This window comes from Xylocopilactobacillus apis, from assembly GCF_033095965.1.
Classification (GTDB): domain Bacteria; phylum Bacillota; class Bacilli; order Lactobacillales; family Lactobacillaceae; genus Xylocopilactobacillus; species Xylocopilactobacillus apis.
This window is the reverse complement of record NZ_AP026801.1, coordinates 232439-251001: the sequence shown is the minus strand read 5'-3', so window position 1 is coordinate 251001 and position 18563 is coordinate 232439. Positions and strand designations below refer to the sequence as shown.

At 33.7% G+C, this 18563-nt stretch carries 18 protein-coding genes; 8 read left to right on the top strand and 10 right to left on the bottom strand.

Annotation, left to right across the window (positions count from 1 at the left end; translation table 11 throughout):
* The first annotated feature begins 161 nt into the window (after positions 1–161).
* The 8 genes from tpx (at position 162) to R8749_RS01050 (ending at position 7867) form a co-directional block, all read left to right on the top strand.
* A complete protein-coding gene (gene tpx / locus R8749_RS01085; RefSeq protein WP_317697159.1) occupies positions 162–662 on the top strand; it encodes a thiol peroxidase in 501 nt (166 codons plus the stop codon).
* Positions 663–682: 20 nt separating this feature from the next.
* Complete coding sequence (locus R8749_RS01080) at positions 683–1381, top strand: hypothetical protein (RefSeq protein ID WP_317697157.1); 699 nt, start codon at positions 683–685, stop codon at positions 1379–1381.
* Positions 1362–1958, top strand: coding sequence for an ATP-binding cassette domain-containing protein (locus R8749_RS01075; protein WP_317697156.1), 597 nt, complete (start codon positions 1362–1364; stop codon positions 1956–1958). Before R8749_RS01080 ends, R8749_RS01075 begins: the two co-directional genes overlap by 20 nt.
* 72 nt (positions 1959–2030) lie before the next feature.
* Positions 2031–3914 carry an asparagine synthase (glutamine-hydrolyzing) gene (gene asnB / locus R8749_RS01070; protein WP_317697155.1) on the top strand — a complete coding sequence of 628 codons (1884 nt, stop codon included), beginning with the start codon at positions 2031–2033 and terminating at the stop codon, positions 3912–3914.
* 24 nt (positions 3915–3938) lie between these two features.
* Entirely contained in the window at positions 3939–5192 is a 1254-nt protein-coding gene (locus R8749_RS01065; protein ID WP_317697154.1) for a carboxylate--amine ligase, read from the top strand.
* Complete coding sequence (locus tag R8749_RS01060) at positions 5192–5542, top strand: hypothetical protein (protein WP_317697153.1); 351 nt, start codon at positions 5192–5194, stop codon at positions 5540–5542. Before R8749_RS01065 ends, R8749_RS01060 begins: the two co-directional genes overlap by 1 nt.
* Positions 5543–5615: 73 nt before the next feature.
* Positions 5616–6170 (top strand): NADPH-dependent FMN reductase, encoded by a 555-nt coding sequence (locus R8749_RS01055; protein WP_317697151.1) that lies wholly within the window; start codon positions 5616–5618, stop codon positions 6168–6170.
* Between the two features lie 107 nt (positions 6171–6277).
* A complete protein-coding gene (locus tag R8749_RS01050) occupies positions 6278–7867 on the top strand; it encodes an ATP-binding cassette domain-containing protein (protein ID WP_317697149.1) in 1590 nt (529 codons plus the stop codon).
* Positions 7868–7915: 48 nt separating this feature from the next.
* Here the strand turns inward: R8749_RS01050 and R8749_RS01045 are convergent, their stop codons facing one another.
* From R8749_RS01045 to R8749_RS01000, 10 genes are all read right to left on the bottom strand, one after another.
* Positions 7916–8476, bottom strand: coding sequence for a hypothetical protein (locus R8749_RS01045; RefSeq protein WP_317697148.1), 561 nt, complete (start codon positions 8474–8476; stop codon positions 7916–7918).
* 12 nt (positions 8477–8488) lie between these two features.
* Entirely contained in the window at positions 8489–9658 is a 1170-nt protein-coding gene (locus tag R8749_RS01040; protein WP_317697147.1) for a WxL protein peptidoglycan domain-containing protein, read from the bottom strand.
* Between the two features lie 115 nt (positions 9659–9773).
* Positions 9774–10898 (bottom strand): hypothetical protein, encoded by a 1125-nt coding sequence (locus R8749_RS01035; protein WP_317697146.1) that lies wholly within the window; start codon positions 10896–10898, stop codon positions 9774–9776.
* 556 nt (positions 10899–11454) lie between these two features.
* Entirely contained in the window at positions 11455–12561 is a 1107-nt protein-coding gene (locus R8749_RS01030) for a WxL protein host-binding domain-containing protein (RefSeq protein ID WP_317697145.1), read from the bottom strand.
* Positions 12562–12686: 125 nt separating this feature from the next.
* Positions 12687–14453, bottom strand: coding sequence for a WxL protein peptidoglycan domain-containing protein (locus tag R8749_RS01025; protein ID WP_317697144.1), 1767 nt, complete (start codon positions 14451–14453; stop codon positions 12687–12689).
* 153 nt (positions 14454–14606) lie between these two features.
* Positions 14607–15233, bottom strand: a complete 627-nt coding sequence (locus R8749_RS01020; RefSeq protein WP_317697143.1) for a CBS and ACT domain-containing protein — start codon at positions 15231–15233, stop codon at positions 14607–14609.
* A 1-nt stretch (position 15234) separates the two neighbouring features.
* Positions 15235–15942 carry an ABC transporter ATP-binding protein gene (locus R8749_RS01015; protein ID WP_317697141.1) on the bottom strand — a complete coding sequence of 236 codons (708 nt, stop codon included), beginning with the start codon at positions 15940–15942 and terminating at the stop codon, positions 15235–15237.
* Complete coding sequence (locus R8749_RS01010) at positions 15929–16717, bottom strand: ABC transporter ATP-binding protein (protein ID WP_317697140.1); 789 nt, start codon at positions 16715–16717, stop codon at positions 15929–15931. Before R8749_RS01010 ends, R8749_RS01015 begins: the two co-directional genes overlap by 14 nt.
* Entirely contained in the window at positions 16717–17676 is a 960-nt protein-coding gene (locus tag R8749_RS01005; RefSeq protein WP_317697138.1) for a branched-chain amino acid ABC transporter permease, read from the bottom strand. The genes R8749_RS01010 and R8749_RS01005 overlap by 1 nt, the downstream gene beginning before the upstream one ends.
* Positions 17676–18560, bottom strand: coding sequence for a branched-chain amino acid ABC transporter permease (locus R8749_RS01000; RefSeq protein ID WP_317697137.1), 885 nt, complete (start codon positions 18558–18560; stop codon positions 17676–17678). The genes R8749_RS01005 and R8749_RS01000 overlap by 1 nt, the downstream gene beginning before the upstream one ends.
* Positions 18561–18563 lie beyond the last annotated feature (3 nt).

The following is an 18563-nucleotide window of genomic DNA, read 5'->3' as shown; positions in this document are numbered from 1 at the left end:
TAATGAGACCAAACTTGTTTTAACTTTGGCTGGAACAACTTTTTTAATTGAATTTCTAAAAATCATCTTTTAATGAACGAAAAAAAATCTAGTTTTTTTTGAACTTTAATATGAATGATAGAGTAAACTAAAGATAGTAAAGAACGGAAAGGAATTTTATTATGGACATTATATTTCATGGCGAAAACGTAAAGTTAATTGGAGAACCTCTCAAAGTTGGTCAAAAATTACCTGATTTTGAATTAACTGATGACCAGGGAAACACAGTTAGAACTGATGATTTACTTGGTAAGTTAACTTTGATTTCAGTCGTTCCAGATCTTAATACAAGGGTTTGCTCAATCTCAACAAGTAAATTTAATCAGCAGGCTGATAAACATCCTGAAGCTAAATTTATCACGATCTCGACTAATCCTACAAAAGTTCAAAAGAATTGGTGTGCTCTTGAAGGTGTTAAATCGGTCCAGGTACTTTCAGATGAAAAATTATCTTTTGGTAAAAAGATGAATCTTTTTATTCCAACTAATGGATTAGATACTAGGGCAATTTATATTGTTGATAAAGATGGAACCGTAAAATATCGAGAAATTATCAAAGAAATTTCTAATGAACCAGACTATGAAAAAGCTTTGGCCTTTATTAAACAAGAAGCGGCTAATTAGTTTGAACCAAATAGGAGATCATGTTTAAGGAATATTTTTATTTTGAGTTTAAAAATCGGCATCGCCAAATTCACTATGCAATATTTACTGCAGTCATTTGTTTATTAATTTTTGGACTTACAATTTTCGGTGCATCTTTTTTAAACGCTTCTACTGCCCACTTTCAAAGACAAGTTATCGTCTATGAGATTGGTCTTTGGTTATTCTGCCTGACCTATTTTTCGACTGGCATATTTTCCATGGAAGGACAGTCTTACTTTTTTTTAAATCGAATCATTCATTCACCAAAAATGATTTACTATACAAAATTATTAGTTCTCTTATGTACCGCATTAGAAAGTGCAATTTACTTTTTCTTTTCAAAACTCCTTGCGACAGTCATTTTCAGCAAGTGGAATAATTATCCGATTTCTTTAGGACATTTATTATCTTATTCTTATTTTTTGCTTTTTATTCCACTCGTATACGGGGTAGTGATCACCATTGATCTTAAAATGAAATCATTTCCAGTTAGTTTGGTATTGAATTTAGTAATTGCAATTTTGTTCTATGATACCCTTTATTATTTAAATCTAATCCATCCTTTAAATCCATGGTCAAAACCTTTGTTTAATCTTTTGATCGTGCTCGCTGGGATAATCATTTGTTTTATTAACAGTTTACAATTAATTAATAATTCTTTTTTCAAAAGGATCAATTATGCGAATTATCCTAATTGACGCTAGTTTTAGCTACGGACAGCAAGAAATTATTTCTAATTTTAATTTACAGATTAAAGAAAATGGAATTTATACCATTGTCGGGTCTACTGGTTGTGGTAAAACCACCCTACTAAAAGGATTATCTGGAATGATTCCAACCAGTTCCGGCGTAACTTTAATTGGAAATTTTCGGCCAAACTGGGACGTCTACCAAAACTTAGTATCATTTTGGAACAGTTCTAAATATTTCTACCCTTGGATGACCGGCTTTGAACATCTCAAACTTCTTGCTAAAAGCCAAAAAACTTCCATTCAGGAAGTTTTTGATACTTCAAATGCTCTAAAAATGATTAATTATATTGATCGACCGGTTAAAACATATCCGAAAGGAATTCAAACTCGATTTGATTTAGCTCTATCATCTGTTGATGATAAACCGTTAATTTTACTTGATGAACCTTTTAGTGATATTGACGAAGATTCAAAAATTATTTCTCAAAACTTTTTAAAGAATCTTGCCGTCAAGAAAACTATTATTATAACTGCCAAAGATAAAAAAGACATTATGGATTCGGCAAAAGTTATATCTTTATAAAAAAGCTAATATTATTGGCTTTTTTTTATTGTAAAATAGAAAGTACATTAAAAAATCTAAGGAAGTTATTTTATGTGTGGAATTATTGCATTTTGTGATCGGGCTTTAGAAAACAAGGAAGAAGTCTTGACCAACATGATGAATGCGATTAAACATCGTGGACCAAACAGCTCTGGACAATATATTAATGATGATGTAGCTCTGGGCTTTAGACGTCTTTCAATTATTGATTTACGCGGCGGAAGTCAGCCTATTTTTAACGAAGACGGAGAAAAAGCAATAATTTTTAACGGAGAAATTTATAATTTTAAACCACTCCGAAAGGATTTAATTACTGCTGGTCATACTTTTACTACAAAAACTGACACTGAAGTGCTCCTTCACGGATTTGAAGAATGGGGCATGGAAGGACTGCTCAAAAAAATTCGCGGCATGTTTGCTTTTATAATTTGGGACAATAAAGAAAAGAAACTATATGGTGCTCGTGATTTCTTTGGGATTAAACCAATGTATTATTATCAGGACGGTGATCGCTTTTTAGTTGGTTCTGAAATTAAATCTTTCCTTTATCATCCTTATTTTAAAAAAGAACTTAATAAAAAAGCCTTAAAGCCATACTTAACTTTTCAATATTCTGCTCTTGAAGAGACTTTCTTTAAAAATGTTTTCAGTATTCCTGGCGGACATTATTTTACCTTCCAGAATGGAAAACTAGATGTTAAACAATACTGGGACATGAAATTTGAAGATGCAGGAGAGAGTTTTGATCAGACGGTCAAAGATATTGAAAACATCATGAATGATAGCGTCGAAGCACATAAAATCAGTGATGTGCCTGTTGGTTCGCTTCTTTCTTCTGGCATTGATTCCAGTTATATTACCAGTCTCTCACAACCTGAGCATACATTTTCAGTTGGTTTTGATGACAAAAAGTATAATGAAGCAATTCAAGCAAAAGAACTTGCTCAACTTTTGGGACTTAACAACGAATCAGAAGTTGTTACCAGTGAAGAAGCATTCAATAATTTTCCGCTCATTCAGTACTATATGGATGAGCCAGATGCTAACCCTAGCTGTGTCCCTCTTTACTTTTTGACTAAACTCGCCAGCAAATATGTAACTGTCATTTTATCCGGCGAAGGAGCTGATGAATTATTTGCTGGCTATGTGGACTATGGATATCACTCTCATTCGCGAGTAATTAAAACAATCGGGTCTCATTTGCGTAAGTTGAAACCTAAAACTCGTTACCGTTTAGCTAACAGATTAAAAAATATGCCTAATTTTCACGGACGGCTCCATCTTTATGAAAGTACTGCTAGAGCCGAAGATTTCTTTATTGGAGAAGCTAAAATCTTCGGAGAAAAGGAAGCTGATAGTTATTTAAAAGAACCATATAAAATTTCTGAATCAGTTAAAGAAATTGTTTCTAAATCTTACGATAAAGTTACTAACTACACTGACGAAGTTAAAAAAATGCAGTATCTTGATATTCACTTATTCATGGCTAAAGATATTCTTTTAAAAGCCGATAAAATGTCAATGGCTAACTCAATGGAATTAAGAGTCCCATTTCTCGATAAAGAGGTAGCAAAAGTTGCCAGCAAAGTTCCTACTCGTTACTTATTGACTCCAAAAAACAGTAAGTATGCTCTAAGAGTCGCTGCTGAAAAACATTTACCCGAAGAGTGGGTTCAGCGTGAAAAATTGGGCTTCCCCGTTCCCGTAAAAGCGTGGTTAGAAAATGATGATTTTTATACTCAAATTCGTAATTTATTTGAACAAGATTTTGTCAAAGAATTTTTCGATGTGCCAATGATTTTAGACTTAATTGACCGTGTTCATAATGGAGATGCCGAAGATCGTCGGAAAGTATGGACCATCTATACCTTCTTAGTTTGGTACAAAGTTTATTTCATTGACGAAAAGATTCCAACTTACGTAACTAGTAAATAAAAATAATGAAAGAAGACACCGCAAGTGAATAAATATCGTTTTATCGTGTTAGGCAGTGATCAAAATGCCTATGGACAAGTGCGGGCAATTCATCAAATTACAAACGAAAAAGTAGATGTTGTTGCTCAAAGTCAGCTTTCTGCTACAAAATATTCCAAAATTATTAATTTAAAAATTTTTCCTGATTTGCTTGATGACCAACAATTTGTGAAGCACATGATTGATCTTTACCATGAATTTGATGGAAAGAATGTCATGCTCTTCCCTTTTCCATGTGGCGACACATATGTTGGACTATTAGCTAGAAATAGTGATATTCTCAAGAACTACTTTACTTTTCCTTTTAACAGTTATCAATTAACTGACAAACTAACCGACAAAGAAAGTTTTATTCAAATTGCTGATGAATTTGGTTTAGATCACCCTAAGTCACTAATCGTTACTCCAGATAATTATCACAAAATTGAATACGATCAGCTGGGGAGCCAATTTCCAGTTGCTTTAAAAGCAGTTGATAGTGTCAAATGGCTAGATGTTAAGTTCCCTGGTCGAAAAAAGGCTTTTATTTTAGATTCTAAGTCTGAGGTTGACGCAGTTCTAGAAGCTTCATTTAACGCTGGATATAACGGAAATTTTATTTTACAAGAATACATTCCTGGAGGAGCAAGTACCGATCGCGTATTGAATTGTTACGTTGACCAATACCACCATGTTAAAATGATGAGCCTTGGTCACCCACTGCTCGAAGACCCAATGGCGAGCGCAATTGGTAATTATCTCGTGATTTTACCCGAATATGACCATGAACTCTACCAAAAGGTTAAATCATTCCTTGAAGCAATTAATTACACAGGATTCGCTAATTTTGACGTAAAATTGGATCCAAGAGATCAGCAGTACAAATTTTTTGAGATTAATCTTCGTTTCGGAAGATCGTCATTTTATGTCAATTTAAACGGCGCATCTTTTGCGCAGCTTTTAATTGATGATTATTTTTCAGATACTTTAAAAGACCAATCTACTCTTTACTGTAATGACGACAAATCAAAACACGTTCTGTGGACTGCCGTACCTGATGATGTGTTTAAAAACTATATCAAGCACGATCCTTTCTTTCTGGAAGCGACTGAATTAATTAACCGCGGCTCCTTTGGCGATACTTTAACTTACGATCAAGATCTTAGTTTCAAACGTAAATTAATGATTTGGCATTTTAAATCCTATTATCGTAAAGGTTTTAAACAGTATTATAAAAATAAAAAAGAGGGCAGCGAATAATGGCTGTCCTTATTTATTTAAACCCTGATCATGATTGGAATGATGCTTTTAAAAAAATTTTCTCGTATCAAGATGAAACCATTTATCTGGCATCAATGGTGCCAACTGTTGATACAATTGAAAAAGTTCCAAACGACGAAATCAATTTCCCCGTCTTACCTCCACACATTGTTAAAGAAAATAATCAAAGAGCAGAGCTATTAGATCGATTATCAAATTTTGCCAAGAAAATCGAAGTCGAGAATCCTTCTTTAAAATTAATTTCAACTCTTGTTGGGAAGGATTTGGAAACCTTAAAAACAATGCTGATGGAAAGTGATCTCGAAATCAATGACTTTTTAGAATTTTAAATTAACTATTGTAATTATTTTAACATGTAATATAATATTACTTATTATTTGTAAGTAAAGGAGCAATATAGAAATGACAAAAGTTGGTTTAATTATTGGTAGTTTAAGAAAAGGTTCATATACTCGGGCCATTGCAACTCAAGCCGCAGAATTATTACCAAAAGATTTTGAGGTAACGGACTTAGCGATTGGAGATCTTCCTCTTTATAATCAAGACTTTGATGATGAGGGAAATGTCCCTGAACAGTGGTCAAGATTTCGCCAAGAATTAAGTGATGTTGATGCAATTATTTTTGCAACCCCTGAGTATAATCGAGGACTTCCCGCAGCATTAAAGAATGCAATTGATGTTGGATCTCGTCCTTACGGCAAGAATTTGTGGGATCAAAAACCAGCAGTGATTATCTCAGATACCCCCGGAGCAATGGGCGGATTTGGGGCAAATCACCAAATTAGACAATCACTTGTATTTCTAAATATGCCAACCGTTCAGCAGCCTGAAGCTTACATTGGAAACGTTACAAGCTTTTTAGATGACAATCTCAAAATTACTAATGATGGGACGATCAAATATCTTCAATCAATTATGGACGCTTTCGTTGATTTAATTGGACGTTATCAAAAGTAATAAATTCAAAGCCTTCGGGCTTTTTTTTTAAACTTTATATTTATTGATTTAAGATTATTGCTGTTCCTATAATAAAATAAATCATTTTTATTATCAGGGGGCAGAGGATGAAGTCATTATTTTGGGATTTAATTATAACTAAACAGAAGAAGAAGCTAATAATTTTGATCATTCTTTCTTTATTAAATACCATCAGCAAAATAAGTCTATCGTATACAATGGGCTGGTTTATTAATTACGCAATTGGAAAACAAATAACTCTGGTTACCTTATGCGGACTTGGATCGCTGACTTCTCTGGTAATGATTTATATTTTAACTGTCTCTAGTAAACAAATCGAACTAGACTTAGTAAAAATCTCAACCATTGAGTTAAAACAAACGGCTTATAATAATCTTTTAAGTGATCAAGAAAGCCAATTTATTAAATTATCTAAAGATGCTCAACTAAATGTTCTCGAAAATACTATTCCAACTATTGGTCAAGATTATTTACTAAGTTTGCTATCTAATTTTACTTATCTAATCCAGATCTTTCTTTGTTCAATTGCTTTAATATTTGTTAACGTGAAAATATTTTTGATTTGTTTTTTAGTCTCTTCAATTCCCATGTTTATAAATCCTAAAATTAGAAAAAAATTCGGAATGTATAAAAAAGATTTAAACCTAAAATCTGAAGAACAACTAACGATGGTTAATGGTTTTTTAAATGGTCTTGATACGATCCGAACTTTTTCGGCTGGGAAGGCATTTAAAAACAAGTTAGCTGCTTTGGAAAATTCCTTTGAAGAACAGAAGAAAAGTTCGGGAGTCTGGGATACTAGAATCGTCGAACTTTCAACTTTAATCGGAATGAGTTCACAAATTATTTGTATGTTAGTTGCTGCCCTTTTTATTCTATATGGAAAAATTACAGTTGGAGATTTAACAATTACCACTCAGTTGTTAAATTACATCTTTCCAGCAATTAATGCCTTTAACTCATATCATTTAAAAGCATCTGCAACAGAACCTTTGAGAAAAGAGCTTAAAAATATTTTTAAAACAAATGATTCAACAAAGAGAAAAACTCTTAAATTCGTAAATGGTGATCTTCAAATTAATGAAATTGACTTTGCTTATACAAAAGATAAACTCATTTTTAAGGACTTTTCGACAGCTTTTCCACAAAATAAATTTACTCTCGTTGTCGGTAAAAGCGGTGCTGGAAAAACAACTCTAATGAAAATCTTAACAGGAGCACTTACTCCTGCAAAAGGAAACATCAAAATCGGAAATGTCGATATTACAAAAATAGATCCACATGAATTTAAAAAAAATATGATTTATGTTGATCAAAATCCTACATTATTTAATGGAACCGTAGCGGACAATATCACTCTTTTTAACACAAATTCAATCAAAAAAATTACAGATGAGTTAAACGAGTTGGGACTTACAAAATTACTTGATCGTCATGTAACCTATAACGGAAACGAGATCTCTGGCGGTGAAAAAGTTAGAATCTCGCTTGCTCGTGCTCTTACAATCAAACCAGCAATTATTATTCTTGATGAACCAGATAGCGGACAAGACCCCCAAACAGCAGAAAAAATTAAGCAAGTGGTTATGAATCTTAAAGATCAAACTGTCATTGTGATCTCACATAGTTGGCAACCAAATCAATTTAAAAATATTGGTAACATTCAAACCATTTAATAATATCAATTTTACTAATTTTCATTAAAAAATAAGACATCGTCTCCTTTACTTAAAAGTTATCGTCGGTGCATTTGAAGGTCCTGCGGTTGCCGGCATTGTTGTATACATCCCACTAATCCACTGGTTCCCCCCTAAGTTATACCAAATTTCAGCACCGTTGGTCGCTGATTGGGTCACCTTCCATGAAGAGCCCACCGCAACTTTTTTGTTGACTAACCCGTTTTTTATTGGTGATAAACGGCTTGGTGAGTGATATAAAGTATAGCTTTTAGTTTTCTTACCATGAGCACTAATAGTCAGCACTGTCGAGTAATTAGGATTTTTCAAAGTAATATTACTTTGAGGAACCCACTGGTCATTACCAACCCGACACCATGTTCTCCCCAATGTATCAACATTCTTTGCTGAAATTTTCCAAGCGGTCCCATGCAGTAAATAAGTGTTACTAGGTACTCCACTATTTTTATAAAGACGAATTCCATAATTTCGAACGTAAGCTAAATATCCGGTATAAGGGGTAACATTTTGAACAGCTGCATTGGCCGTTGAGCTTATCCCCAAAAAAGTTAAAAATATAAATAAAATGTCTAATATTTTTCGTTTCATTTCTTAACCTAATTATCGTTTTCGTTTTGGAACATTAGAAGTCCCGTAACGATTTCGCTTAACTTCTGTTGTATTTTTAACTTCATTGGTCGATCTTGACCTTGGACTTTGCACTTTATTATTAGTTTCTGGCAGGTGCAAAACTTTTTTCATTCCGAAGAAATACATAAAGATTACAAATGCGATTAGAATTAAAATAATTCCGATAATTATGATGAAGTAAAGCCATGTATAATCTGCACTAATTTGAGAATTATCTTTATTTATTTTATTTGCAATATTTTGAGATACCATAAAATTATATTTTTGATTAAACTTATGGCCATGAGATTTACCAGTTAGTTTGAGTGTATATTTACCCGGCTGCAGCCGAGTCTTGCCAATATTCATTACTAGGTTTAACTTCGAATAAGGAGCAACTGTATAGCCGTAATAATCATTAGATAATTCCACCTTTGACACTTTAGTATTAGGAACGTTAAAACCCTCTTTTTTTATTTTAGCCTTTAAATTAAGACTATCAATAATTGTCCCTTCTGGATTTTGAATTTTAATATTAAAAACGGGTCTAGGTACAGCAGCACTTGGGGTTACATTTTTAACGATCAGCTTCCCTTTAGGGTAATTTTTATCCATCGTCATAATAACTCCTGTATCCATTTGAGCATATGTATTAATCAAAGCCCGAGACTTTTTACTATTTTTCATTTCTGAAGAATTTTGAAGTCCTGAAATGACCCGAATTCCACCATAAATTAAGCCCTTGAATTTCTCAGAAGGGATTTTGTACACCTGACTAACTTTAACTGTTTGATTTGCTGGAACTGTAAGATATGTGGGCTTTACACCCATATCCATCATATTTACCGGCAAACTAGGATCCAAATCTTTTTTGTCTGTTGTAAGTGCCATATCTCCTTGAGAATTATTAACATACATTCCAGGCATTATTTCAAAAGTCTGAGTGTAATTCCTCAAATTCGTAACGTAAAAAGAAATATTCTGTTTATCTCCTGGTTTTACTAATAAATAATACGCATTTTGCTGACTAATTTGATTATCCGGAAAAATTGGTTTAACACTAAATATCCCTGTTTCAGCTGAAACACGGTCATTTATCAAGAAAAAAGATAATATTATTAAAATTAAAAGCCAAACATCTTTTCTTTTTTTTGTTACCATAACCCCATTGTATCTTAAAAACACTAATCAAAATTTTATTTACATAAAATAATCATAAAAAAAAATAAAACCTCCTAATGGAGATTTTAATTATAAACTTATCGAATAATTTTTATCAAGGATTCTGATGAAATCCTGATGTTAAAGTCCAATAAATATTATAAACATACGTACCGTGACGATTCAAAGCGACTGCTTTTGGCATCGACATAATAGCCGATCCTTTATCGTGAAAATCTAATGCCCATGCACCATTTGATACACTATCAGGCCGACTAGATGCAGCAGCAGTCTGTTGAGTACCAAGATACCCCCACAAATAATTATCTGTATTACCCATCGGTATTGTTGTGATTTGAGAATTATTAGCAACATTATTATTATTTGGATCACTGCTCGCAACGGCCGTTATCTGAGCTGCATTATTAGCAATTGGGGTTTTTGCGAGTCGCGGAAAGAAAAGTCCAGCAAAAACACCACTTACTGAATTATCCGTAGCTGGTACATCAGTTGTGTCCGTATCAACCCGAGTCCATCTTGAAACAGTATTTATTGGCGCTCCTGATGAAGTATAAGATTTTCCCTCCATATTAGGATCAGAATTATAATAAGTTGCCGGATGAGAAACTGGAGTCGAATTACCTGCTTGACCGCCAGTTAATGATGAAATCGCTAAACTATTACCAAATCCGTTGCCGAATTCAATTGCTGCCGCAAACTTTTGCGCAACTCCTCCAATTACCCCTGCATCAGGGTTTGGATCCCCAGCGCTAACATGACTGTTAATATTAGTTGATCCAAGAGAAGCAGCTGAACCAACAGTCATGTGTGCTGAAACAGTCCAACCATTATAAGTTCCTGAACTATTAATCGGAAGCCTGCTGTCTGACACAATTAAAGATCGATATTTAGTAGAATCTCTTAAAGTTCTTGTAGGAGATGCTGAACTAGTCTGATCCATAAATGCCCCGTTCACCGGATCACCAACTGTACTTGATGCAGATGCATATAAAGGAACAAACTTTGTAGTATCGTCTAACTTATTCGCTCCAAAGTCAAAATTCGGAACAGAAACCAATGTTAGGACACCATCATTAAAAGTAATTCCAACATTTGTCGCAGCTGAAGCCACCGGAAGAGCCTGTACCGATTCAGGTTTTTGAAGCATCATCGGAGAAAACAGTGCTAAAACTGCTGCACAAGATAGAGATGATTTTAAATTTTTCCTTTTTTCTTTCATTATTATATTTCCACCCAAAGTTTACCTATTAATAGTATAACTAAAGTCTAAGAATTAATCGATCCGTTCTTAATAAATTATTTTTTGGTTTTTGGATTATAAGATTGTTATGGCTAAAAACAATTCCCAAATTCCGACTATTTAATTGTTCTATTACAGCATTATGTCACTGAATTCAAGTGAAGTCCCAGCATTCAGTTTCCAATAAACATTATTCCCCAGTTCTTAATACAAAAATCTATTTTCGTAGTAAGATTCTAAACCTGCAGTTTGTTTAGAACAAATATCACCTAGCATCAAATTTTCCAATTGAATGTTAGACTGTTAACATCATCCGGTCTAACTATTAGCTATTGGTTTTAAATTAATCCTCATCAGAATAATTCAAAAATATGCGTTGTGTCAGATCGAGAATGTCCCACTTAGTCATCTTGCAAGATGCCACGACTGCAATTCATCTTAATTTTGATCTAGAAATCAACTAGTATTATTATAACTTAAACAAGTGTTTTAAATGTTCATTTCTTTATAAATCATTTTCTTCTTTTTGAAGATATCACTTTTTACTTCGACTTCTTACTCTTCGGTCACCCTGATCATTTGTTTTAGATTTTGTCTGTGCTCGATGCATTCCAGCGTAAAGAGCAAATAGCATGATTAAAATAATAACAAATATTATTGCTACGATTAAAAAATTAAACCCTGACTTTGATTCTTTAGATTTAAGTGTAGAACCTTTATTAATATTTTTTGTTCGTGCTTTGGTTACAACAAAATTCTTTGAAAATCTCGTAGTTTTCCCTTTATATTTAATTGAGATTTTCATATTATACTGACCAGGCTCGATTGCTCTTCCTTTAGTGGATATAACTCCATTGTAAAAAGAGTTTGGAGCCATTGAAATATTTTTATCAGTACTTGTGTATGTAACATTTTTATCATTTTCTTTTGTCACAACATAATGAACTCTTGTACCGGCATTTTCCTTAAAATAAGTTGCTGCTACGTTTCGAATGGGAATCGTAAAAGTAGGGCCTTTTAGACTTCCGCCAGTTGAAGGATTTCCAATTTCAAAATCAGGATCTGGCTGAAATCCCTGACGAAGACGTACAACTAAAGCTTGACGTACAACATTAGTAATTGTTGCTAAACTTTTACGGCTTTTTGTCTGTTCATCTTGTCCTAACACTGTAAATGCTATATTTCCTAAAATTGTCCCATTAAATTTTTCTTTTGGAACATTGACAGGAATTTTAACTTCTAAAGATCCTTTTGGTTCAATTGAAACAGTTTGCTTCTTTACCATTTTTGAAAAAGGATATTTATTACTTTTATCAATCATTTGATTTGACTGATCCCCATAAACTATATGCCCTTGATTAGTAATCACGGTTCCAGGTGTAATTTCAACATCGATTTTTTTATTTACTGTATTTTGAATTCGTGCGCCTAAAACAATATTTTCACCAGGTTTAAAGTTAATATCATAAAAACCATTATTATTGCTCTTAGTGAATCCTTCTTCGTCAGTAATTACGGAAATTTCTGGCATCACAGCTTGTAAATTGTTATCATCCGCAGCTTTTACAATTAATGTATTTGATATTATTAAAGAAAAAAATAACAATCCACAAACATAAATAAACTTGGGTATCTTTTTCAAGATATAACTCCTTTTATTACTTTAATTATCCATTCACTAATCTTACTAAAAGTAAACGTCTTATACCATTTTATCCGTTATTTTATTCATAAAAAAGCACTAATTAGCACCTTTTTGGTGTCGGCTTAGTGCTTTTTCATAAGATCATCCAATGAAATTTGATCCCAGTCAGAATCTTGCTGATTACTAGACTCTTCACTATTATTTGTTGAATTGGGCTTCGGTTGATTCCCAAAGTTTTGATTTTGTGTTAAACCAGGCCCTTGTCCATTTAAACTATTATTATTCATCTGTTGAGAATTTAGATTATTAGGCGTTTGACCATAATATTGATTTGGCAATGGATTTACATTGTTCCCATTAACCGGCTGAACAAAATTATTTGGTCCACTTTGATTAGGTCTAAAATTATTTTGTGAAGTATTAGGCTGAACCATTCCTGCCTGCTGATTTGGATAAGATCCGTAAACCGGAGGCTGTCCTTGATTTTGCGGGTTGCCATAATTTGGATTAACCTGTTGCGGACGACCATTAGAAAATTGTCCTTGATTAGCGTTTTGACCCATTGAAGGAGACGGATTATTATAATTTGGAATTGACTGATTATTAATTGGTTGATTTTGCCTTTGATTTGGAGCCATTGAATTATTTTGTTGAAAATTCCCATTATTCGGATAAGGATTTTGATAATTTAATGGCTGATTGTATGGCATTTGTCCCGAATTCTGATATGAATTTGGTGCCTGTCCTTGATAAGGATTTTGATTAGTCCCCCGCTGATTGTTTTGAACATTACTCTGTCCGTATTGAGGAGGTGTAGATTTAGAACTGCTTTTTGACTCTTGAGTTTGTTCAGATTTCAAAATCTTATCAGATTCAGCAACCAAGCGATTATTTTCTTCTCTTCTATTATAACGAATTTGTCTAACAATTAAGAAAATTACAATTCCAATTAAAATAATTAAGCCAATAATAACAAGTACAAAAATCCAAGTTTTATCATAAATCAAGCCTTTAGACTGCTTATTAACTTTTTCAACATCAGATTTACTAAGTTTATACGTCTCATTAACTTTATGAGTTTTACCATTAACGGTAAAACTGCCCGTTACCATATATTCTCCTGCTTTTAACGGCTGCTGCTTAAAATTAACCGGAATTGGTAGTGTCGAATTAGGAGCGATGGTTAAATCGGACTGATAAACAGGTACTTTTCTTCCATTAAACCCTAGAAAGCTGAACATCCCTTTTCGCTGGATCATCAAATTATAAGAAACATTTCGAGCCTCACCAGGTTTATTATTAACTAAATTAATAACAATATTGGGCTGATATGAGATTGCCTGTGCCTCAATTCCTGTAACTTTACCGTTACCTGGAACATTTTCATTCGTTTGGGTAATAATAACTGGAATCGGCGTACTTTCCCCGTTTAAATGTCCTCCGTCAGCATTAACACTATAAATATTTAGGCCGCCATAAATGACTCCATCAAAACGATCATTAGGAGTACTTACTGTTAAAGTCTCAGTCTTTGACTGTTGCGGCTGTAATGTTATTGTCTTTTTTGATGTCATATCAGCAAATGCTGCCTGAAGACCATCAGTCCCCTTTTTTATAACCTCATTATAGACAAAATTACCCGTTGCGTCTGTTTGCGCGTTAGTAGGCTGAATCGTCAATCTCTCAACAGCTGACCCAAAATTTGTAAATGCAATTGTCAGGGTTCGTTTCTCACCCGGTTTTACAACCATTTCAAATTTATCTGTATCACCAGAATCAATTTGTGGTGTTACTGATACATTAGTAATGTCAGCATTTACTGAGCTAAAGTTAACTACAAAGACTAACGCTATTATTAAAAATAGAGGAAAACTTTTAACCTTTTTCAAGATACTCCTCTCCAATCAAAAATGTCTATAATTATTATATCTATTTTATAACACTTTCATTTTCACAATTAAAAAAAAACTGCTCTAAAAATCGCACTTGACTAAAAAAGCCAGCTTTATCAGCTGACCTACATATTAACTAATTGATTTAACTTATTCAAGATCAAAACCTGCTTCAGTCAAATCTTTATTAAGTTTTAAAAGATCTTTTCCTTCGACATGAAGCTCAATAACCCGATCGACAGAATGCCTAATCACAACCAAATTTAGAATTGTAAAACCATTATTAGCCAAAATTTCGCCAATCTTTGCGATAACTCCCTTGGCATCTTCTGCAACTTTCACTCGAATAAAAGAGCTATTCTTCAAATCATAACCGGCAATTTGAAGGAAAGCATCAAATACATCATTTTTTGTCACAATTCCTTTTACTTCATTATTATCTTCTACTACAACGACATTAATGTTACGATCGAGCATAATTTTAACAGCATCTTCTAATTGAGCATCTGAAGAAATAGTTGCTACATCTTTTTCCATGACATCTGAGATCATTGCTTTGCTAATTAAATAATTTATTTCATAAACACTAAGACTAGTAGACGATGAAGGCAAGGCAGCTGCAATATCTTCTCTTGTAATCAATCCCGCTAATTTACCATCTTTAAGTACTGGAATTTGATTGATGTGATTACTTTTCATCATATCTAAAGCTTCATTTATATGTTCATCTAAAGAAACCGTAATCAAATCCTTAGTCATGTAATCAATAACAGCCATTTTATCCTCCTAAATACGCCTTTTTAACTGCTGGATCATTCAGTAATTCTTTTCCTGTACCAGACATCGTGATATTTCCTGTTTCTAAAACATATCCTCGATCGGCAATTGCTAAAGCAGTACGAGCATTTTGTTCAATTAATAAAACTGTCGTGCCTTCTTCTTTTATTTGCTTAATAATCCGAAAGATTTCTTTGATAAAAAGTGGTGCTAAACCCATTGAAGGTTCATCGAGAAGCATTAATTTTGGACGAGCCATCATTGCTCTTCCCATTGCCAACATTTGCTGTTCCCCACCTGATAATGTTGCTGCATCTTGATTTCGACGTTGTTTTAAAACCGGAAAATGGTCAAAAACTCTGTCATAATCAGATCGAATTTCATCACGATCATGGCGAAGAAATGCACCCATCTGAAGATTTTCAAGCACCGTTAAGCCTGGAAAAATATGCCTGCCTTCAGGGACTTGAGAAATTCCAGCAGATACAATTTTCGAAGGATCTCTGGGTAATTGCTCGCCGGAGAAACTTATTGTTCCTGACTCTGGTTTAATTAGGCCGGAAATTGTCAATAAAGTCGTAGATTTTCCAGCACCGTTTGCGCCGATTAAACTTACAATTTCACCTTCATCAACGTGAAAACTAATTCCCGTAACGGCCTTAATTGCTCCATAAGAAACATTTAAATCTGAAACATCAAGCAAGGTCATTATCGTCACCTCCTAGATAAGCGCGAATTACTTCTTCATTATTTTGAATTTCACTCGGAGTCCCTTCAGCAATTAACTTTCCGTATTCCAAGACATAAATTCTTTTTGCTAATCCCATTACTAAGCTCATATCATGTTCGATTAAAACAATTGCAATTTTAAACTCTTCTTGAATCATTTTAATAGTATTGGTTAAATCTGCTGTTTCGTTTGGATTCATTCCGGCTGCTGGTTCATCTAAAAACAGTAATTTGGGTTTTGTGGCTAATGCGCGTGCTATTTCCAAACGCCTTTGCTCCCCATAAGCTAAATTGCTTGCCAGCTGATCAGCACTATCTTCCATTTTAAATAGCTTTAATAATTTCATCGCTGCTTCATACATTGAATCTTCTGTTTGATAAAAGCTAGGTGTACGGAAAACTTCACTCAACATATTTTCCTTTGTTTTACTGGTCATTCCAACCATCACGTTATCCAAAACTGTTAGATTATTAAAAAGTCTAATATTCTGAAAAGTTCTGGCCATTCCAAGATCTGCTATTGTATGAACAGGTTTACCATTTAATGACTCAAGATTGTCATTCACCTTTAATTTTACGGTTCCACTGGTTGGAACGCTTACGCCGGTTAATAAATTAAAGATTGTGGTTTTCCCTGCGCCGTTTGGTCCAATTAAAGCAATTAATTCATTATCATCTACTTTTAGAGATACATCACTAACTGCTGTTAATCCACCAAAGTTTTTCGTCAAATGCTCAACTTGTAATAATTCCATTATTTGGTCTCCTTTTGCGATTTATCTTTAGCGGAAAAAAGACGTTTAACTGAGAATTCCCAACTTCCAAGAAATCCCGAAGGACGAAACAGCATAAAAATTATTAACAACAATGAGTACAGAACCATTCTTAGCGCTCCATAATTTTGAAGAATAACATCAACAAATCCTAAAACCACTGCTGCCAAAATTGAACCCGTAATACTTCCGACTCCTCCAAGAACAACCATAATTAAAGTTGAAATTGACTGCATAAACGAGAAGTTACCAGGAGTGATGCTTTGAAGGTATGTTGCATAAAGGCTCCCTGCCACACTGGCAGCTGCGGCTCCAATAACAAAGGCGATAACTTTATATTTAGTTGTATTTAATCCAATTGATTCTGCTGCAATTTCATTGTCCCGTACAGATAGAATTGCCCGACCAGTTTTACTATGAACAATATTAACAATAATAATTGTTATAGCTGCTGCAAAGATATAAACAATCGACCAGTTTGATTGTTGAGGAATATTAAAAATTCCTTTTGGTCCATTTGTAATTTCTAAATTGTTGATGGTTATTCGGATGATTTCAGAAACTCCAAGCGTTGCAATTGCTAAGTAATCACCTCTTAATCGCAACGTCGGAATTCCTTCGATTAACGCGATTAAACCAGAAATGGCAATTCCAATCAAAATTCCGATTAAGAAGCCACCAAAATTATCAACTTTTTCTGCGATGATCGCTGAAGAATAGGCCCCGATCGCCATAAATCCAGCATGACCCAAAGAAAATTGTCCTGAAATACCTAAAATTAAATTTAAACTAACGGCTAAAATAACGTTAATTTCAATCATTGTAATAATCGTTAGGATAAAGGGATTAATGATTCCGACTAAAGTCAGTAAATCAATTAATAGCCAGCCACCAACTGCAATTGCTAACCATATAAGCTGATCTCTTACATTTCTCTTCATTAAACTTTCTCCCCTTCTTTTTTACCAAACAATCCTGTTGGACGAACTAACAGAACTAGAATTAAAGCTACATATACTACTGCATCTTTCCATGAAGAAATTCCAATTGAATAAGTTAATGTTTCAATCAAACCAATCAGCCAACCGCCAATTGCAGCTCCTGGAATTACTCCGATTCCTCCGACAACTGCTGCGATAAAGGCTTTAATTCCGGGAGTCATTCCCATTAAAGGATCAATTGAATTATAGTAAAGACCAATTAATACACCTGCTGCTCCAGCTAATGCTGAACCAATTGCAAAAGTAAATGAGATCGTTTGATCTACCTTAATTCCTACAATACTAGCTGCATCCGTATCAACTGATACTGCTCGCATTGCGCGTCCCATTTTTGTCTTTTGAACAATAAATTGTAATGCAATCATTAAGACAACCGCAACGACAAAAATCAGAATTTGAATATTAGTAACTCTTAAAAATCCAATTTGATACGTCACTAATTTAATTGCTTGGGGAAAAGAACGTGAATCTCCTCCAAAGAGAAAAGTCATTCCATTTTCTAATAGAAAAGAGACCCCGATCGCTGTAATTAAAGCAGTAATTTTAGGTGCACCGTGGTGTCTTAAGGGACGATATGCTAAAAATTCAATTAGCATCCCGATTAAGGCACATGCTGCCATTGTAAAGACTAAAGTGATCCAAAAATTTAGGTGCAAATTAGTAATCATAAAATAACCAATAAAAGCACCAATCATATAAACATCACCATGAGCGAAATTGATTAAACCAATGATTCCATAAACCATCGTGTAACCTAGAGCTAAGAGGGCATAAATACTACCCAAAAAGATTCCATTAAATATTTGTTGTGTAATTACCTGCATATT